Raw genomic sequence first — 17,813 nt, 5'->3', positions numbered from 1 at the left:
CGCCGCCGCCGCGAGACACCCCTATCCGCCCCTAACCAGTCACCCCTAACGAGCGCTCAGGACAGTTATTCACGGGCGAGAGGATAGCCGTTCTCGGGACCGGCTGCGTACTGTCCGATCGTCGGGCAATGAAATGGTGACGTTCCTTGGCGACCTGTGACGGAGCAACGATGACGACACTCATGCAGCGCACCGGTCTGCTGGACGAGCGCTCTGCGGCCGCCACCCGGATGGCCGGCTCCGCAGCCCGGATCGTCGGCGTGGGCACCGCGGTTCCCGGCGCCGGCTACTCGCAGCGGGAACTGCTGGACATCCTGCGGGTCGACGATCCGCGCATCCGCAACCTGTTCCTCAACAGCGCCATCGACCGGCGGTTCCTGGTGCTGCCGCCGGAGCAGGAGGACGGCCGGCGCGCGCCGGAGAGTCAGGCCGACCTGCTGGCCAAACACCGGGCGACCGGCCTGGACATGGGCGTACGCGCCCTACAGGCGACCCTGAAGCGGGCCGACGCCGACCTGTCCGATGTGCGATACCTCTGCTGCGTCACCTCGACCGGGTTCATGACGCCGGGCTTCAGCGCGCTGCTGATCCGCGAACTCGGGCTCGGGCGGCACTGCGGCCGGCTGGACGTCGTCGGCATGGGCTGCAACGCGGGTCTGAACAGCCTCACCGCGGTCGCCGGCTGGGCGGCCGCCCACCCGGACCAGTTGGCCGTGATGCTGTGCGTGGAGGCCTGCTCGTCCGCGTACGTCTTCGACGGCACGATGCGTACGGCCGTGGTGAACAGCCTTTTCGGTGACGGTTCCGCCGGCGTGGCACTGCTCGCCGGAGAGAGCGGCGAGGAACGCGGGCCGCAGATCCTCAAATTCTCTAGCTGCATCATTCCCGAGGCAGTCGACGCAATGCGTTACGACTGGGATTCCAACGAGGGAAAATTCAGTTTCTTCCTGGACCGTGACGTTCCCTACGTCGTCGGCGCGCACGCGGAAACGATCATCGGCCGTCTCCTGTCCGACACCGGCCTGCGGCGCGGCGACATCGCGCACTGGCTGGTCCACTCCGGCGGGAAGAAGGTCATCGACTCGGTGATGGTCAATCTCGGCCTCACCCGCCACGACGTGCGCCACACCACCGGCGTGCTCCGCGACTACGGCAACCTGTCCAGCGGATCCTTCCTCTTCTCCTACGAACGGCTGCTCGAGGAGAACGTGGTCCGCCCCGGCGACCACGGCGTGATGATGACCATGGGCCCCGGGTCGACCATCGAGACGGCCCTCGTCCGCTTCTGACGCGGCGGCTGCACCCCGGAAGAGAGGCAGAGCACATTGTCTGGCAGTGACATGGCGTCCCCCGTCGGCGCCGGCACCGATCCGTACCTGCGCGTCGACGGTGCCGAACCGCTCTCCCCGGAGCTGGTGGCCCGGGTGGAGGCGCTCAGCGAGCGTGCCGAGCAGGCACCGCCCGGATCCATCGTCGTGCTGCACCTGACCGGCGCCGACACGGATCCACAGTGGCCGGGCGCGACCGGCGTGCACCTGGTGAACAAGTGGGAACGCGCGCTGCGCCGCCTGGAGCGGCTCACCGTGGCGACCATCGCGATCGCCCAGGGCAACTGCGGCGGGCCCGCCGCCGAGGCGCTGCTCTCGACCGACTACCGGCTCGCCACCCCGGACCTGCGGCTGCGCATCCCGGCCCGGCACGGCGCCGTCTGGCCGGGCATGATCCTGCACCGGCTGGCCAACCAGATCGGCGTCGCCCGGGTACGCCAGATGGCGCTCTTCGGCGCGGACCTGACCGCCGAGGAGGTCATGCGGCTCAGCCTGGTCGACGGCATCGTCGACGACCCGGCCGAAGCCGTCACGGTCGCCCGAGGCGTGGTCGGCGGCGCGGCCGGCTCCGAGTTGGCCATCCGGCGCCGCCTGCTGCTGGAGGCGACCGCCAACTCCTTCGAGGAGGCGCTCGGCACGCACCTGGCCGCCTGCGACCGCGCCCTCCGCAAGAGCGCCGACGCGGCCGCCGGATGACCGCGCCCGAGGCGGTCGCCACGGCCCCGGTACTCTCGCCGCCGGAGCTGACCGGCCATGATCTGCGCCGGGACGCTGCGGCGCTGGCCCGATTCGTCGACGCCGGTCGCGCGTCGCTGGCTCCGCTGCCGGAGCCGGTGGACCGCTCACCCGGAGAGCGTGAGCTGGTCCGGGCGACCCACGCGGCCGGCAACGCGCTGCGTACCCGCTTCCTGCGCGCCCACATCGGCGCCGTCTACGCCGAGCTGACCGACGGCCGGTCCCGGCGACACCGTCTCGACGACCTGCTCCCCGCCGCAGCCGAGATCTTTCCCGGCCTGGTGCCGTCCGCCGCCGAACTGGCCGCGGACCGCTCCCGCACGCAGTCCGAGAAGGACGGTCACGAGATCGGCCAGGGGCTGTTCGCCGGCGCAGTGCTGGGCGATCGGGAGGCCGGTGCGCACCTGCTGGAGAGCATGCTGCACCCGACCCGCCGCGCCGAGGAGTTGCTGCCGGAGTTCCGCCGCACCGGCACGCTGGAGCTGGGCGCCGTGCGGATCGCCCGCCGGGGCAGCGCCGCCGAGCTGACCATGTGCCGGGGAGACAACCTCAACGCCGAGGACGCGGAGCAGGTCGAGGACCTGGAGACAGCGGTCGACCTGGCGCTGCTCGACCCCGAGGTCCGGGTCGGCCTGCTGCGCGGCGGGACGATGACCCACCCCCGCTACCGGGGCCGCCGCGTGTTCAGCGCCGGCATCAACCTCAAACGGCTGCACGCCGGCGAGATCCCGTTGGTCGGCTTCCTGCTGCGCCGGGAGATCGGCTACATCCAGAAGCTGGTACGCGGCCTGCGTACCGGCGACGGACCGGCGGACACGGTCACGAAGCCGTGGGTGGCCGCTGTCGACACGTTCGCGATCGGCGGCGGCGCCCAGTTGCTGCTCGTGTTCGACCAGGTGATCGCGGCCGCCGACGCGTACCTCTCGCTCCCGGCCGCCCAGGAGGGGATCGTGCCCGGCGCCGCCAACTTCCGCCTCGGCCGGGTCGCCGGCGCCAGGACCGCCCGCCAGGTCATTCTGTGCGGGCGCCGGATCCACGCGACCGAGCCCGAGGCGCGGCTCCTGATCGACGACGTGGTGCCGCCGGACGAGGTGGACGCCGCCGTGGACGACGCACTGCACCGGCTGGACGCACCCGCCGTGGTCGCCAACCGCCACATGCTGAACCTGGCCGAGGAACCGCCGGACGCGTTCCGCGGCTACATGGCGGAATTCGCCGTCCAGCAGGCGATGCGGCTCTACAGCCAGGACGTCATCGCCAAGATCGGCTCCTGGGTGGGCCGCGGTGCCTAGCCGGATGCGGCCGGCGGACGCGATGCTGGCGATCCTGCGCGACGAGGGCGTACGCACCGTGTTCGGCAACCCCGGCACCACCGAGCTGCCGTTCCTCGACGCGCTCGTCGACGCGCCGGACCTCGATTTCGTGCTCGGCGTGCACGAGGGCTCCGTGGTCGCGATGGCCGACGGCTACGCCCGGGCCACCGGCCGGTGCGCCTTCGTCAGCCTGCACGTCGCGGCCGGCCTGGCGAACGGGCTCGTCGGCCTGCTCAACGCCTCCCGGTCCCGCACCCCGATGGTGGTGACCGCCGGCCAGCAGGACCGGCGCCACCTCGTGCACGACCCGATGCTCTCCGGCGACCTGGGCGGCCTGGCCCGGGCCGCCGTCAAACACGTCTTCGAGGTCCACCACGCCCACGACCTGCCGATCCTGCTCCGCCGCGCGTTCGCGCTGGCGGTGCAGCCACCGGCCGGGCCGGTCTTCCTCTCCATCCCGATGGACCTCCTCGCCGAGGAGGAACCCGTCGAGCTGCTCGGCCGGTCGGCGCTGGCCCCGGCCGGCGCCCCGGACCGGCTGGACGACGCGGTGCGGATCCTCGCCGGCGCCGCCGCACCGGCCGTGGTCGCCGGCGACGGGGTCGGCCGGGACGGCGCGGTCACCGAGCTGGTGGCGGTCGCCGAGGCGCTCGGCGCCACCGTCTACCACCAGCCGATGCACGACGGCGTCGACTTTCCCGGCTCGCACCCGCTGCACGCCGGCATGCTCGCGCCGACGTACGCGGCCATCCGCGACCGCCTCACCCCGCACGACGTGGTCTTCGTCGTCGGCTGCCACGCCTTCATGGCCCACCACTACACGCCCGGCTCCCCCATCCCGCCCGGCACCACGGTGGTCCAGTTGGACTCGGACCCGGCCGAGGTCGGCCGGAACTTCACCGTCGCGGCCGGACTGACCGGCGGCCTGCGCCCGACCCTGGCCGCGCTCGCCGCCGAGCTGACCGGCCGCGTCCCGCAGGCGGCGTCCCGGATTGCGGCGGCGACCGACCGGTCCCGCGCCGAGCGGGTACGCGTCGAACGGGCCGCCCGGCAGTCCTACGGGCGCACCCCGATGGAACCGCTGGCCGCGGTGCACGCCGTCGCCACCGGGCTGCCGGACGACGCGGTGGTCGTGGAGGAGGCGATCACCTCCGGGCTGCTGCTCCGCTCGGTGCTGCGCCTGGACCGGCCGCGCTCCTACGTGCACACGGTCGGCGGCGGTCTCGGGTCCGGGATCGGCGCGGCGATCGGCAGCCGGATGGGCGACCCGGAGCGGCCCGTCGTGGCGGTGCTCGGCGACGGCTGCACGATGTTCGGCCTGCAAGGACTCTGGTCGGCGGCGCGCTACGGCGTACCGGTGACGTTCGTGGTGATGAACAACGGCGAATACCGGACGCTCAAGGAGACCCTCGACTCGTGGGGCAGCCGGGCGACGGCCGCGGGCCGGTACCCGGGGCTCGATCTGGCGCCGCCACGGCTGGACTTCACCCGGGCGGCGGAGTTCTTCGGCGTACCGGCGGTGACCGCGCGCGACGAGGCGCACCTGACCGAGCTGGTGGCCAAGGGCGCCGGAGCGGACGGACCGCTGCTGGTGGACGTCCCGGTCCGGGGGCACGGCACGGCCTCCGGCGCCGGCTGAGGCGAAGGAGACACGACGCGATGGGCACACTTCTCGACCCGGCCGAGTGTGCCGGGCGGGTCTTCACCGGAGCCTGGGAGGTCCCGGCCGGCGGCACGGTCGACGTACTCGAACCCGCCACCGGGCAGCGCCTGCTGGTCGCCGGTCTCGCCGGGCCCGCCGACGTGGACGCGGCGGTGCGGCGTGCGATCGAGGCCGGGTCGGGCTGGCAGGACACCCCGCCGGTGGAGCGGGCGGCACTGCTGCGACGCGTCGCGGCGCTGCTCACCGCGCACCGTGAGGAGGTCGTCGAGTGGCTGATCCGCGAGGGCGGCGGTGTCCGGGGCAAGGCCGAGCACGAGACCGGCTCGGTCCTCGACGAGCTGTGGGTGGCCGCCGCGCTGCCCACCCAGCCGCACGGCAGTCTGCTGCCCGCCGACGCCGGCCAGCAGAGCATCGCCCGGCGGGTCCCGGTCGGCGTGGTGGCCGTGATCAGCCCCTGGAACGTACCGATGCTGCTGGCGATGCGGGCGGTCGCACCCGCGATCGCGCTGGGCAACACCGTCATCCTGAAGCCGGACGTGAACACGCCGGTCTCCGGCGGCTACCTCATCGCCCGGCTGTTCGCCGAGGCCGGGCTGCCCGCCGGCGTCCTACAGGTGCTGCCCGGCGACGCGGTACCGGGCGAGGCGCTGACCCGGCACCCGGACGTCGACATGGTCGCGTTCACCGGGTCCAGCGAGGTCGGCCGCCGGGTCGGTGCGGCCGCCGGCGGCACCCTCAAGCGGGTCTCGCTCGAACTCGGCGGCAACAACGCGCTCGTCGTGCTCGACGACGCCGACCTCGACCTGGCCGCCTCGGCGGGCGCCTGGGCCTCCTTCTTCCACCAGGGTCAGGTGTGCATGTCGGCCGGCCGGCACATCGTCGTCGAGTCGGTCGCGGACGAATACCTGGACCGGCTCGTCAAACGCGCCGAAGGGCTGCGGGTCGGTGACCCGTGGCGGGAGGCGGCCGACCTCGGGCCGATGATCAACGCGGCGCAGTTGCACCGGGTCGACCGGATCGTCTCCGACAGCGTCGCGGCCGGTGCCGTGCTGCGCACCGGCGGCACCCACGACGGCCCCTACTACCGGCCGACCGTGCTGGCGGCCGTCCCACCGCAGTGCCCCGCGTTCCGGGAGGAGATCTTCGGCCCGGTGGCGCCGGTGACCGTGGTCGCCGACGCCGACGAGGCGGTCCGGGTCGCCGGGGACACCGACATGGGGCTGACCGCCGCCATCCAGACCGGCTCGGCAGAGCGCGGGCTGGCCCTGGCGGCCCGGATCCGCACCGCGATCGTGCACGTCAACGACCAGACCATCAACGACAACGCGTACGTGCCGTTCGGCGGGCGGGGATCCTCCGGGAACGGCTCCCGGTACGGCGCCGCGCATAGCTGGGACGAGTTCACCCAGTGGCAGTGGATAACCGTCCGGGACGTACCCGCCCGGTATCCGTTCTGAGAGCCGCGTCAGAGTGCCCCGGCGCGGCGCCGGGGCACTCTTTTGTCAACCGAGGTGAGCCGGCCGCTCAGGACGAGGTCGTCACCGGCTTCGGTCGGTGGCTGTTGAGGTAGTTGCTGCCGCCCGCCACGCTGGCGTGCGCCAGCCGGTTCATCGGCACCGCGACCCGAAGCGCACGCAGCATCAGGAGCATGTTGTTGCTGCGGCTCATCCAGGCGGCACCGTTGCGTACCCGCCGCACCCGCCGTACCCGGGCCGACTCGTACGCGCGCAGCGCCGCGTCGGCCAGCCGGGGCTCACGTACGTCACGCAGCGCCCCGGCGAGCACCCAGGCGTCCTCCAGCGCCTGGTTCGCGCCCATGCCCGCCCGGGGTGGGATCGCGTGCGCCGCGTCGCCCATCAGCGTGACCGCGCCCTGGCCCCAGCGGCGCGGCACCCGGTGCAGCGCGTGCGGGAAGACGTGCACGTCCTCCTCCGTCACCTGGTCGAGCAGGCCGGTCACCTCCGGCGCCCAGCCGCCGAACCAGCCCCGCAGCCGCGGCAACTGCGGGCCGGCCGCCCGCCCCTCCGCCTCGTCACCGGGCGACCAGGGGCCCTCGAACGCCCAGTGCAGCAGGCCGTCACCGACCGGGTGGACGGCGCAGATGCCGATCCGGCCGAAGTACGTACGCACCGTGTGCCCGCCGGCCAGGTCCGACCGCAGCAGCCCGGTGCCGTGCCAGGTGGCCACGCCGGTGAATCGCGGCGCGTCGCCGAGCGTCCGGGACCGGACCGCGGACCGGTACCCGTCGGCGCCGATCACCACGTCCGCGTCCACCTCGGTGCCGTCCGAGAAGACCACGGTCGCGCCGTCGGCCCGGTGCCGCACCTCCGTGCAGCGCCGTCCGAACCGGACGGTGCCGGCCGGCAGCGCGGCGCCGAGCACCTCGACCACCCGGCCGCGCGACACCAGCAGCGTGTCCTGGCCGTAGCGGGCGGAGACCTCCCGCATGTCCGTCCAGACCAGCAGCGAACCGTCCGAGGTGAGCAACTCGCCCCGGTGCATGGCGGGACCGAGTTCGGCGACACGGATGCCGAGAGCGTCCAGGATGCCGGTGGCCCCGGGCCAGAGGATCACCCCGTTGCCCTCGGTCCGCAGCCGGTCGCCGCGCTCGTACACCTCCACCTGGTGACCGGCCGCGCCGAGCCCCAGCGCGGCCGCGAGCCCGCCGATCCCGGCGCCGACGACGACAATCCTCATCCGTCCATCCCTTCCTCCGACGACACCCTCAGAACCGGCCCGTGACGAGCCAGTCGTGCAACGCCTTCGCCACCGCGTCCGACCGCTCCTCCAGCACGCTGAAGTGGTCGCCCGGCACGTCGACCACCTCGTGCGGCGCGGTCCAGCGGGCGGTCCAGTCACGCTCCGGACCGGCCAGATCCGGCAACTCGGCCGAGAACGGCTCGGTCGCCCGCAGCAGCAGCACCGGGGCGGCGACCGGCGCGGGTGACCAGCCGGTGAAGATCCGGTCGTAGCCGCCGGTCGCCGCGAGCCGGTCCTCGTTGCGCAGCACCAGCCCGCTCTCCCGGCCCGACGTCGCGCGGGTCATCGCGTCCCGGATCCACGGCCGCCGGACCAGGTCGCCGGGCTCGTAGGTGTCGATCAGCACCACGGCCCGGGCGGGGACGCCGATCTCCTCCAGGTGCGCGGCCAGCGCGTTCGCGACCCAGCCCGCCGCCGAGCGCCCCACCAGCACGAACGGGGCGTCACCGCGCAGTTCCCGGATCGCCGCCGCGTGGGCCCGCACCAGGGCGGCCACGCTCTCCGGCAGCGGCTCGCCGGCCCGGAATCCGGGCTCGGGCAGCGCCCAGACCGCGCGCTCACCGCGTAGCGCGGCGGCGAACCGGGCGTACTCGTGTGGCCCGGACGCCGGGCTGAAGGAGGGCAGGCAGAGCAGCGCGGGCTCCCGATCACTCGACGCGAGCGGGACCGGCCGGGGCGCGTGCGCCGCCGCCTCCGTCGCGCCGAACACCGGTCGCAGCGCCGCGACGGCACTCAGCAGCGCCGCCGCCTCCGCAGGACGGCCGGCCGCGTGCGCACCCCAGTAGAGGTCCGCGATCCCGCCGGTCGACGCCGCCGCCGGATCGCCGGGCGTGCCCGCCTGGACGAGCCACGCCGCGATCTCCGTCGGCGTCGGGTGGTCGAAGACGAGCGTGGCGGGTGGTTGCACGCCGGTCGCGGCGCCCAGCCGACCCACCAGCTCCACCGCGGTGAGCGAGTCGAAACCGGCGGCCAGCAACTCCTGCTCGGGGTCGAGCGCACCGGCGTAGCCGAGTACCTCCGCCGCCAGCGTCCGCACCAGGTCCAGCGCGATCCCGGGCCGGTCCGCCCCGTCGGCGCCACGCAACCGCTCGGCGAGCCGGTCGGCCGCACCGACCAGGCGCTCCGGGACGCCGGAGGGCCGGGTGGCCACGGTGCCGCCACCCGGCAGCGGCTCCAGCCAGAACCGCTCGTGTTGGAACGGGTACGTCGGCAGCGTCACCGGGCGCGGCCGGTGCGGTGCCAGCAGCGCCGTCCAGTCGACGGCCTGGCCGTGCAGGTGCAGCTCACCGGCGGCGGCCAGCAGCGTACGCGCCTCGGGCCGGCCGCGACGCATCAGCGGTACGAACGCGCGGCGCCCACCCGCCTCCCCGGTCAGCGTCGTACGAGCCAGCGCGGTCAGCACCGCGTCCGGGCCGACCTCGACGAAGCGCCGTACGCCCGCGTTCCGCAGCCACCGCACGCCGTCGAGGAACCGGACCGCCTCCCGCGCGTGCCGCACCCAGTAGTCGGGCGTGCACAGCTCCTCGGCCGGCACCGGTGCGCCGGTCAGGTTGGAGACGATCTCGATCGTCGGCGTGCCGAACGTGAGCCCGGCCAGGACCTCCCGGAACTCGTCGAGCATCCCGTCCATCTGCGCGGAGTGGAAGGCGTGGCTGACCCGCAGCCGGTTCGTCCGGTGCCCGCGCTCGGCGAGTATCCCGACGATCCGGTCCACCGCCTCGGCGTCTCCGGAGACGACGGTGGCGTCCGGGGCGTTGACCGCCGCGATCGCAACCCGGCCGGACTCCGCGTCGACCAGTGGCCGCACCTCCTCCTCGGCGGCGCGCACCGAGACCATCGCGCCGCCGTCGGGCAGCGCCTGCATCAGCCGCCCCCGCGCGGCGATCAGCGCGCACGCGTCGTCGAGCGAGAAGACGCCGGCGACGTGCGCGGCGGTGATCTCGCCGATCGAATGGCCGATCAGGAAGTCGGGGCGGACACCCCACGCCGCCAGTTGGCGGTAGAGGGCCACCTCCAGCGCGAACAGCGCCGGCTGCGCGTAGCGGGTCTCGTCCAACGGCCCGGCCTCCTCCGCCGGTGCGGTCATCAGGGACCGCAGCGATCGGCCGAGCTGGCGGTCGAGGCGGGCGCAGACGTCGTCGAGCGCGGCCGCGAAGTCCGGCAGCGTCTCGTACAGCTCGGCGCCCATCCCGGCCCGCTGGCTGCCCTGGCCGCTGAAGAGGAACGCGGTCGCGCCGCCGGCCGGTGCCGCCGCGACCGGGGTCACCGCCTCCGCCGCCCGGCCTTCGGCGAGCGCGGTCAGGGCCGCGACCAGCTCGTCCCGGTCGGTGCCGGCGAGCACCACGGCGTCCCCGAAGCGGGCGCGGGTGGTCGCCAGCGCGTGGGCGACGTCGCCGATCCGGAGGTCCGGCCGCGCGGAGAGCGCGGCGCCGAGCCGCCCGGCCTGCTCCGCCAGCGCCGCCGGGGTCCGGGCCGACAAAACCCAGGGCACAGGGGTACGCGTGAACGCCTCTTCCGCCTCGGCCGGAATCTGCTCGGGTGCCTCCTCCAGGATGACGTGGGCATTGGTGCCGCTGATCCCGAACGAGGAGACGCCCGCACGTCGGGGCCGGCCGTCGCGCGGCCAGTCGCGCGGCTCGGTCAGCAACGCGACCTGCCCGGCAGCCCAGTCGACGTGCGGCGACGGCTCGTCGGCATGCAGCGTCCGGGGCAGCCGCTCGTGCCGCATCGCCAGCACCATCTTGATCACCCCAGCCACACCGGCAGCAGCCTGGGTGTGACCGATGTTCGACTTCACCGAGCCGAGCCACACCGGACCGGCCTCGCCACGCTCCCGGCCATACGTGGCCAACAACGCCTGCGCCTCGATCGGATCACCCAACGTCGTGCCGGTGCCGTGCGCCTCGACGACGTCGACGTCGGCGGTGGACAGGCCAGCGCTTGCCAGCGCTGCTCGGATCACCCGCTCCTGGGACGGGCCGTTCGGCGCCGTCAGGCCGTTGGACGCGCCGTCCTGGTTCACCGCGCTACCGCGTACCAGAGCAAGGATCTTGTGGTTGTTACGGCGTGCGTCGGAGAGCCGTTCCAGCAGCAGCATGCCGACGCCCTCGGCGAAACCGGCGCCGTCGGCCGAGGCGGAGAACGCCTTGGAGCGGCCGTCGGGGGCGAGACCTCGCTGCCGGGAGAACTCGACGAACAGCGCCGGGGTGGACATGACCGTGACGCCGCCGGCCAGCGCCAGGTCGCATTCGCCCTGCCGCAGCGCCTGCGCGGCCAGATGCAACGCCACCAGCGACGACGAGCACGCCGTGTCCACCGTGATCGCCGGACCCTCCAGGCCGAACGTGTAGGAGATCCGGCCGGAGGCGACACTGGCGGTGTTGCCGGTGCCGACGTAACCCTCGACCTCCTCGGGCGCCGCGGCCGCGAGCGCCGCGTAGTCCTGGCCGCTGGCGCCGACGAAGACGCCGGTCCGGCTGCCCCGGGCCGCCGACGGGTCGATCCCGGCCGCCTCGAACGCCTCCCAGGACGTCTCCAGCAGCAGTCGCTGCTGCGGGTCCATGGCCAGCGCCTCGCGCGGCGAGATGCCGAAGAACGCGGCGTCGAAACCGGCCACGTCGGAGAGGAAACCGCCGTGCCGGGTGTACGACCGCCCGCGCTGGCCCGGATCCGGGTCGTAGAGGTCCCCGTCCCAGCCACGGTCGGCTGGGAATTCGGCGATCGCATCGCCGTCGGAGTCGAGCAGCCGCCACAGGTCGTCGGGCGACGCCACACCGCCCGGATAGCGGCAGCTCACGCCCACTATCACGATCGGGTCGCCGGTGACCGCCGCCGGAGCGGACCGGTCCTCCGAGACGGCCTCCACCCCGCCAACCTCGGCCCCCAGGTATGCGGCGAGGGCCGCCGGCGTCGGATGGTCGAAGACGAGCGTCGGCGGCAGCCGCAGTCCGGTCACGGCGGTGAGCCGGTTACGCAGTTCGACGGCGGTCAGCGAGTCGAAACCGGCGTCCCGGAACGCCCGCAGCGGCTCCACCGCGTCGGCGGAGGCGTGGCCGAGCACCGCGGCGACGTGCCCGCGTACCAGGTCGAGCAGGACGCGGTCCCGTTCCGCCGAGGGTCGTCCGGCCAGCCGGGCGGCCAGGCCCGAGGTGTCCGGGGCAGAGTCCTGCCGGACGGTCCGGCGTACCGGTCCGACGAGTTCCGCGAAGAGCGGCGGCAGGGTGGCCTCCCGGGCCTGCTCGCGCAGGACGCGTACGTCGAACCGGGCCGGGACGAGCGTCGCCCGGTCGGCCTCCATGCCGGCGTCGAAGAGCGCCAGGCCGTCCTCTGTGGAGATCGCGCGGACGCCGCTGCGGGACATCCGGTGCACGTCGGTGTCGGTGAGCGCACCGGTCAGCCCGGTGCGCTCCGCCCACAGTCCCCAGCCGAGCGACACGGCCGGGAGCCCGGCGGCCCGGCGGGACTCGGCGAGCGCGTCGAGGTACGCGTTCGCCGCCGCGTAGTTGCCCTGGCCCGGGCCGCCGAGCGTGCCCGCGGCGGACGAGAAGAGGACGAACTGGGCCAGGTCCAATGGCGCGGTCAGCTCGTGCAGGTGCCGGGCGGCGTCGGCCTTCGGCTCCAGCACCGCGTCGACACGGTCCGGGTCGAGCGCCTCGACCACGCCGTCGTCGAGGGTGCCGGCGGTGTGCACGACCGCGGTCAGCGGGTGGTCGTCGGCGATGCCCGCGAGCAGGCGCGCGACTGCCGCCCGGTCGCTCACGTCGCAGGCGGCGACGGTCACCTCGGCACCGGTCAGGTCGGCCAGCAGCTCGGCGGTGCCGGGCGCGTCCTCGCCACGGCGGCTGGCCAGCAGGAGATGCCGGACGCCTCGGTCCCGGACCAGGTGACGGGCGACCGCTGCGGCGAGCGTGCCGCTGCCGCCGGTGATCAGCACGGTTCCGTCCGGGTCCAGCGGCCGGGGGATGCTCAGCACCAGCTTGCCCACGTGCTTCGCCTGAGCAAGGTGTCGGAACGCGTCCGGTGCGCGGCGGACGTCCCAGGCCTTGACCGGCAGGGGGCGGAGCGTGCCGTCGGCCATCATGCGGGTGATCTCGGTGAGCATCTCCCGGAGCCGGTCCGGACCGGCCTCCATCAGGTCGAAGGCGCGGTAGGTCACGCCCGGATGAGCGGCCGCGACCACGGATGGATCCCGCACGTCCGTCTTACCCAGCTCCACAAACCGACCGCCGTTGCCGAGCAACCCCAACGACGCGTCGACGAACTCACCCGCCAACGAATTCACCACCACATCCACACCCGAAAACACCGACGCAAACTCCAACGACCGCGACGAACACACCCCCGCCACACCCACCACACCCCACTTGTCCCGACGCGCCGTCGCCACCACCTCCGCCCCCAACACACCCGCCAACCGCACCGCCGCCATCCCCACACCACCCGCAGCCGCATGCACCAACACCCGCTCACCCACACGCACACCCGCCACATCCACCAACGCGTAATACGCAGTCAGGAACGCGATCGGGGTGGCGGCGGCGTCGGTGAAGGACCAGCCGTCCGGCATCGGTACCACGGTGCGGTGGTCGGCGACCGCGATCGGGCCGAAGCCACCGGAGAACAGGCCCATCACCCGGTCACCGACGGACAGTCCGGTCACCTCCGAACCGACCTCGACGACCACCCCGGCGCCCTCGCTGCCGAGCCGGGCGCTACCGGGGTACATGCCCAGGGCGATGAGTACGTCCCGGAAGTTGAGGCCAGCGGCGCGTACCGCGACCCGAACCTCGCCGGGGCCGAGCGGTGCCGAGTTCTCCGGCGCGGGTACCAGGGCCAGATGCTCCAGCGTGCCCGGCTCGGTGCTGTCCAGCCGCCAGGCCGGCGCTCCGGCCGGTACGGTGAGCGCCTCGGCCGTCGTGGCGCGGACCAGACGGCGTGCCAGGATGTTGTCTGCGCGGACCGCGAGTTCCGGTTCGGCCGTTCGCAGCGCGCCCGCGAGTGCTGCGGCGGACCAGGCGGTGCCGAGGTCCACGATGGTGAGCGTGCCGGGCCGCTCCGACTGGGCGGACCGGAGCAGGCCGCGCGCCGCCGCCGCGCCGAGGCTGGTCACCGTCTCCCCGGGCCCGGCGGCGACCGCGCTCCGGGTGAGCACCACGAGCCCGGCCGTGGTCGCGGCAGCAAACCACTCCTGCACCAGGCGCAGCGCGCGGTGCGTGGTGTCGTGGACGCCGTCGTCGTCGAGCAGCGTCAGCACCGCGTCCGTGTCCGGTTCCGCGGCGGCATCGCCGAGCGTGGCGGCGCGGATCACGCGGACCCCGGCACCGGTCAGCGCCTCGCCGACCGACCATGGGTCGGCACCGGCCAGCACCACCCGGGCGGGCGCGGCCGCAGCCGGGACCCCGTCCCGCCATTCGACCTGGAACAGCGAGTCGTGCGGGCTCTCCGGGCCGGTGGTGGGCAGGTCCGTGCTGAGCGGACGGGAGACGAGGGAGTCTGCGGTCAGCACCGGCCGGCCGGCGGGGTCGGCGACACGGACGGTGATCGCCTCCGGACCCGTGCGGGTGAGCTGGACCCGTAGCGCGGTGGCGCCGGTGGCGTGCAGCGTGACGCCGGTCCAGGCGAACGGCAGCCGGACCGGGCCGTCCGGGTCGGCGTCCGCGACGGCTGTCGCGTGCAGGGCGGCGTCCAGCAGCGCGGGGTGTATCCCGAACGCGGCGGCGTCCAGGTGCGCGGATTCGGGGAGAGCGACCTCGGCGAAGACGTCGGCACCGCGCCGCCACGCCGCCCGCAGTCCCTGGAACATCGGGCCGTAGCCGTACCCGCCGTCGGCGAGACGATCGTAGAGGCCGTCCACGTCCACGGCCTCGGCACCGGCCGGTGGCCAGACCGTCAGGTCCGTGCCGCCGGGCGCGGGTTCGGTGGTGAGCAGGCCGGTGGCGTGTACCGTCCACGGAGCGTCGCCGGTGGGCCGGGAGTGGATGGTGACAGTACGGGCACCGGTGTCGTCAGGAACCGTGACCCGGACCTGCACCTCGACACCCGTACGCGGGGTGACAGTCAACGGCGCGTGCAGGGTCAACTCGGTGAGCCGGCCGCAGCCGGCCTCGTCACCAGCCCGCAACGCCAACTCGACAAAGGCGGTCCCGGGCAGCAGAACCGTCCCGTTGACCGCATGATCAGCCAGCCAGGGGTGGGTGTGCAGACCGATCCGACCGGTCAAGACGACACCGTCACCGTCGGCCAGGGGGACGGCGGCGCCCAACAAAGGGTGGCCGGCGGCGGTCAGGCCCAGCGTCGCCGGATCACCACCGTGCGTCGGTGTGGGATCGAGCCAGAAACGCTCTCGTTGGAAGGCGTAGGTCGGCAGGTCCACCAGTTGCGGGTTGTTCCCGAATGCCGGGGTGAAGTCGACCGGCAGGCCACGTGTCCACGCCTCACCAAGACTCAGATACAGCCGTTGCAGACCACCCTCATCCCGACGCAACGTCCCCACAACAACCGCCGCACCCTCGACCGTGTCCTCGATCGCAGTCGTCAACACCGGATGCGCCGACACCTCCACAAACCCGTCCACCCCATCAGCCACCAACACCTGCACGGCAGCCGCGAAACCGACTGGTTGACGCAGATTCCGATACCAGTAGTCCGCGTCAACCACCGACTCGAACCGGCCGGTGACGGTGGAGAAGAACGGAACACCACCTACCGTTGGGACGATCCCGGCCAGGGCGGCGCGCAGGTCCGTCTCGATCGTCTCCACGTCGACCGAATGGGAGGCGTAATCCACCGCGATCCGCCGGGCACGAACCCCCGCCTGCTCACACCGGGCCAGCAGAGCATCCAACAACCGGTCATCACCAGCCACGACCAGGCTCGACGGGCCATTCACCGCCGCCACCGACAACCCGACCAACCACGACTCCACCTCCTCGCGGGAAGCCGAGACCGACACCATCCCACCCCTGCCGGCCAGCTTCGACGCCACCAACGCCGAACGAGACGCGACTATCCGGGCACCGTCATCCAAAGACAGCAGACCCGCCACACACGCGGCGGCGACCTCACCCTGCGAATGACCCACCACCACCGACGGCTTCACACCAAACGACGACCACACCTCCGCCAGCGACACCATCACCGCCCACAACACCGGCTGCACCACATCAACCCGCCCCAACGCCACCTCGTCGTCGACCACCTCAGACAACCGCCAGTCCACAAACGGCGCCAACGCACGCTCACACTCGGCGAAACGGTCACGGAACACCGCAGACTGCGCCCGCAACTCCGACGCCATACCCACCCACTGCGAACCCTGACCCGGAAACACAAAAGCAGGACGACGCACCGCACGATGCGCCACACCCTCCACCAACACCGGCGACGGACCACCGACCGCCAGCGCATCCAACGCCGGCAGTCCCAGCGCCACCGCGCGATGGGTGAGCGCCGAGCGTGCCGCGACCAGCGTGGCGCCGACGCCGGACGGGGACGGCCGGTGGGCCAGCGCGTGGTCGCGCAGCCGGCCGGCGGCCGTACGCAGGCTGTGCGCGGAGCGTGCGGAGAGCGCCCACGGTACGGGGTGACCGGCCGGTTCCGGCGGCGGTGCCGGGGTCTCCACCGGCGCCTCTTCGAGGATCACGTGTGCGTTGGTGCCGCTGATGCCGAACGAGGAGATCCCCGCACGGCGGGGTCGGCCGTTGCGCGGCCAGTCGCGCGACTCGGTCAGCAGCGACACGGCACCCGCCGACCAGTCGACCTGGCTGGTCGGCCGGTCCACGTGCAGGGTGCGGGGCAGAAGCCCGTGGCGGAGCGCCATCACCATCTTGATCACGCCGGCGACGCCCGCCGCCGCCTGGGTGTGGCCGATGTTGGACTTGAGTGAGCCGAGCCAGAGCGGCCGTCCGGGCTCGCGGTCCCGGCCGTACGCGGCGAGCAGCGCCTCGGCTTCGATAGGGTCGCCGAGCGTGGTGCCGGTACCGTGCGCCTCGACCGCGTCGACGTCGGCCGTGCTGAGCCGGGCGGCGGCGAGCGCACTCCGGATGACCCGCTCCTGGGAGGGCCCGTTCGGCGCGGTGAGACCGTTGGAGGCGCCGTCCTGGTTGACCGCGCTGCCGCGTACCAGGGCAAGGATCTTGTGGTTGTTGCGACGTGCGTCGGAGAGCCGTTCCACGACCAGCACGCCCGCGCCCTCACCCCAGCCGGTGCCGTCGGCCGCGTCGGCGAACGCCTTGCAGCGGCCGTCCCGGGCCATCCCCCGCTGCCGGGAGAACTCGACGAAGCCGCCGGGGGTGGCCATCACGGCCACGCCGCCGACGAGCGCGAGTGCGCACTCGTCCCGCCGCAGCGCCTGGGCGGCCAGATGCAGCGCCACCAGCGACGACGAGCAGGCGGTGTCCACGGTGACCGCCGGGCCCTCCAGCCCGAGCGTGTACGAGATCCGGCCGGACACGACGCTGCCGGAACTGCTGGTGACCACGTACCCTTCGACGCCGTCCACGGCCCGGGACAGCAGGTTGGCGTAGTCGGAGCCGCCGGCGCCGGCGAAGACGCCGGTGCGGCTGCCGCGCAGCGAGTCCGGTGCTATGCCGGCGTGCTCCAGCGCCTGCCAGGACGCCTCGAGCAGGAGACGCTGCTGCGGGTCCATCGCGGTGGCCTCGCGCGGCGAGATGCCGAAGAACGCCGCGTCGAAGCCGCCGACACCGTGCACGAAACCGCCCTCGCGCACGTAGCTGGTGCCGGGCGTGTCCGGGTCCGGATCGTAGAGCGCGTCGACGTCCCAGCCGCGGTCCACCGGGAAGCCGGACATCGCGTCGACGCCGTCGGCGACGAGTTGCCACAGGTCGTCGGCGGACTCGACGCCGCCGGGCAGCCGGCAGGCCATGCCGACGATCGCCACCGGTTCCACGGCCGCCGCCTCGAGCCGGCGGTTCTGGTCGCGCAACCGCTCGTTCTCCTTCAACGACGCGCGCAGTGCCTCGACGACCTGGTCCTGAGAGGTGTTCATCTGTCCGC

At 73.5% G+C, this 17,813-nt stretch carries 7 protein-coding genes; 5 read left to right on the top strand and 2 right to left on the bottom strand.

The window, feature by feature from the left end:
• Positions 1-170: 170 nt before the first annotated feature.
• Genes dpgA through ACQPYA_RS12380 form a run of 5 tightly spaced genes read left to right on the top strand, consistent with a single transcriptional unit; the run spans position 171 to position 6,496 of the window.
• A complete protein-coding gene (gene dpgA, locus ACQPYA_RS12400; protein ID WP_433532739.1) occupies positions 171-1,289 on the top strand; it encodes a 3,5-dihydroxyphenylacetyl-CoA synthase DpgA in 1,119 nt (372 codons plus the stop codon).
• A gap of 51 nt (positions 1,290-1,340) precedes the next feature.
• A complete protein-coding gene (gene dpgB, locus ACQPYA_RS12395) occupies positions 1,341-2,024 on the top strand; it encodes an enoyl-CoA-hydratase DpgB (RefSeq protein WP_433532738.1) in 684 nt (227 codons plus the stop codon).
• A complete protein-coding gene (dpgC, locus tag ACQPYA_RS12390) occupies positions 2,021-3,355 on the top strand; it encodes a (3,5-dihydroxyphenyl)acetyl-CoA 1,2-dioxygenase DpgC (protein ID WP_433532737.1) in 1,335 nt (444 codons plus the stop codon). The genes dpgB and dpgC overlap by 4 nt, the downstream gene beginning before the upstream one ends.
• Entirely contained in the window at positions 3,348-5,015 is a 1,668-nt protein-coding gene (locus tag ACQPYA_RS12385; RefSeq protein WP_433532736.1) for a thiamine pyrophosphate-binding protein, read from the top strand. The genes dpgC and ACQPYA_RS12385 overlap by 8 nt, the downstream gene beginning before the upstream one ends.
• A gap of 20 nt (positions 5,016-5,035) precedes the next feature.
• Positions 5,036-6,496: an aldehyde dehydrogenase family protein gene (locus ACQPYA_RS12380; protein WP_278168852.1), complete on the top strand. Its 1,461-nt coding sequence runs from the start codon at positions 5,036-5,038 to the stop codon at positions 6,494-6,496.
• Between the two features lie 67 nt (positions 6,497-6,563).
• Here the strand turns inward: ACQPYA_RS12380 and ACQPYA_RS12375 are convergent, their stop codons facing one another.
• Complete coding sequence (locus ACQPYA_RS12375; RefSeq protein ID WP_433532735.1) at positions 6,564-7,736, bottom strand: FAD-dependent oxidoreductase; 1,173 nt, start codon at positions 7,734-7,736, stop codon at positions 6,564-6,566.
• A gap of 28 nt (positions 7,737-7,764) precedes the next feature.
• On the bottom strand, positions 7,765-17,805 hold the full coding sequence (locus ACQPYA_RS12370) for an SDR family NAD(P)-dependent oxidoreductase (protein WP_433532734.1): 10,041 nt from the start codon (positions 17,803-17,805) through the stop codon (positions 7,765-7,767).
• Positions 17,806-17,813 lie beyond the last annotated feature (8 nt).

This window comes from Micromonospora sp. CA-263727 (genome assembly GCF_050942455.1).
In the GTDB taxonomy this organism is placed as follows: Bacteria; Actinomycetota; Actinomycetes; order Mycobacteriales; family Micromonosporaceae; genus Micromonospora.
Note: the sequence above shows the minus strand (reverse complement) of the source record. Positions and strands in the feature narration are given on the sequence as shown.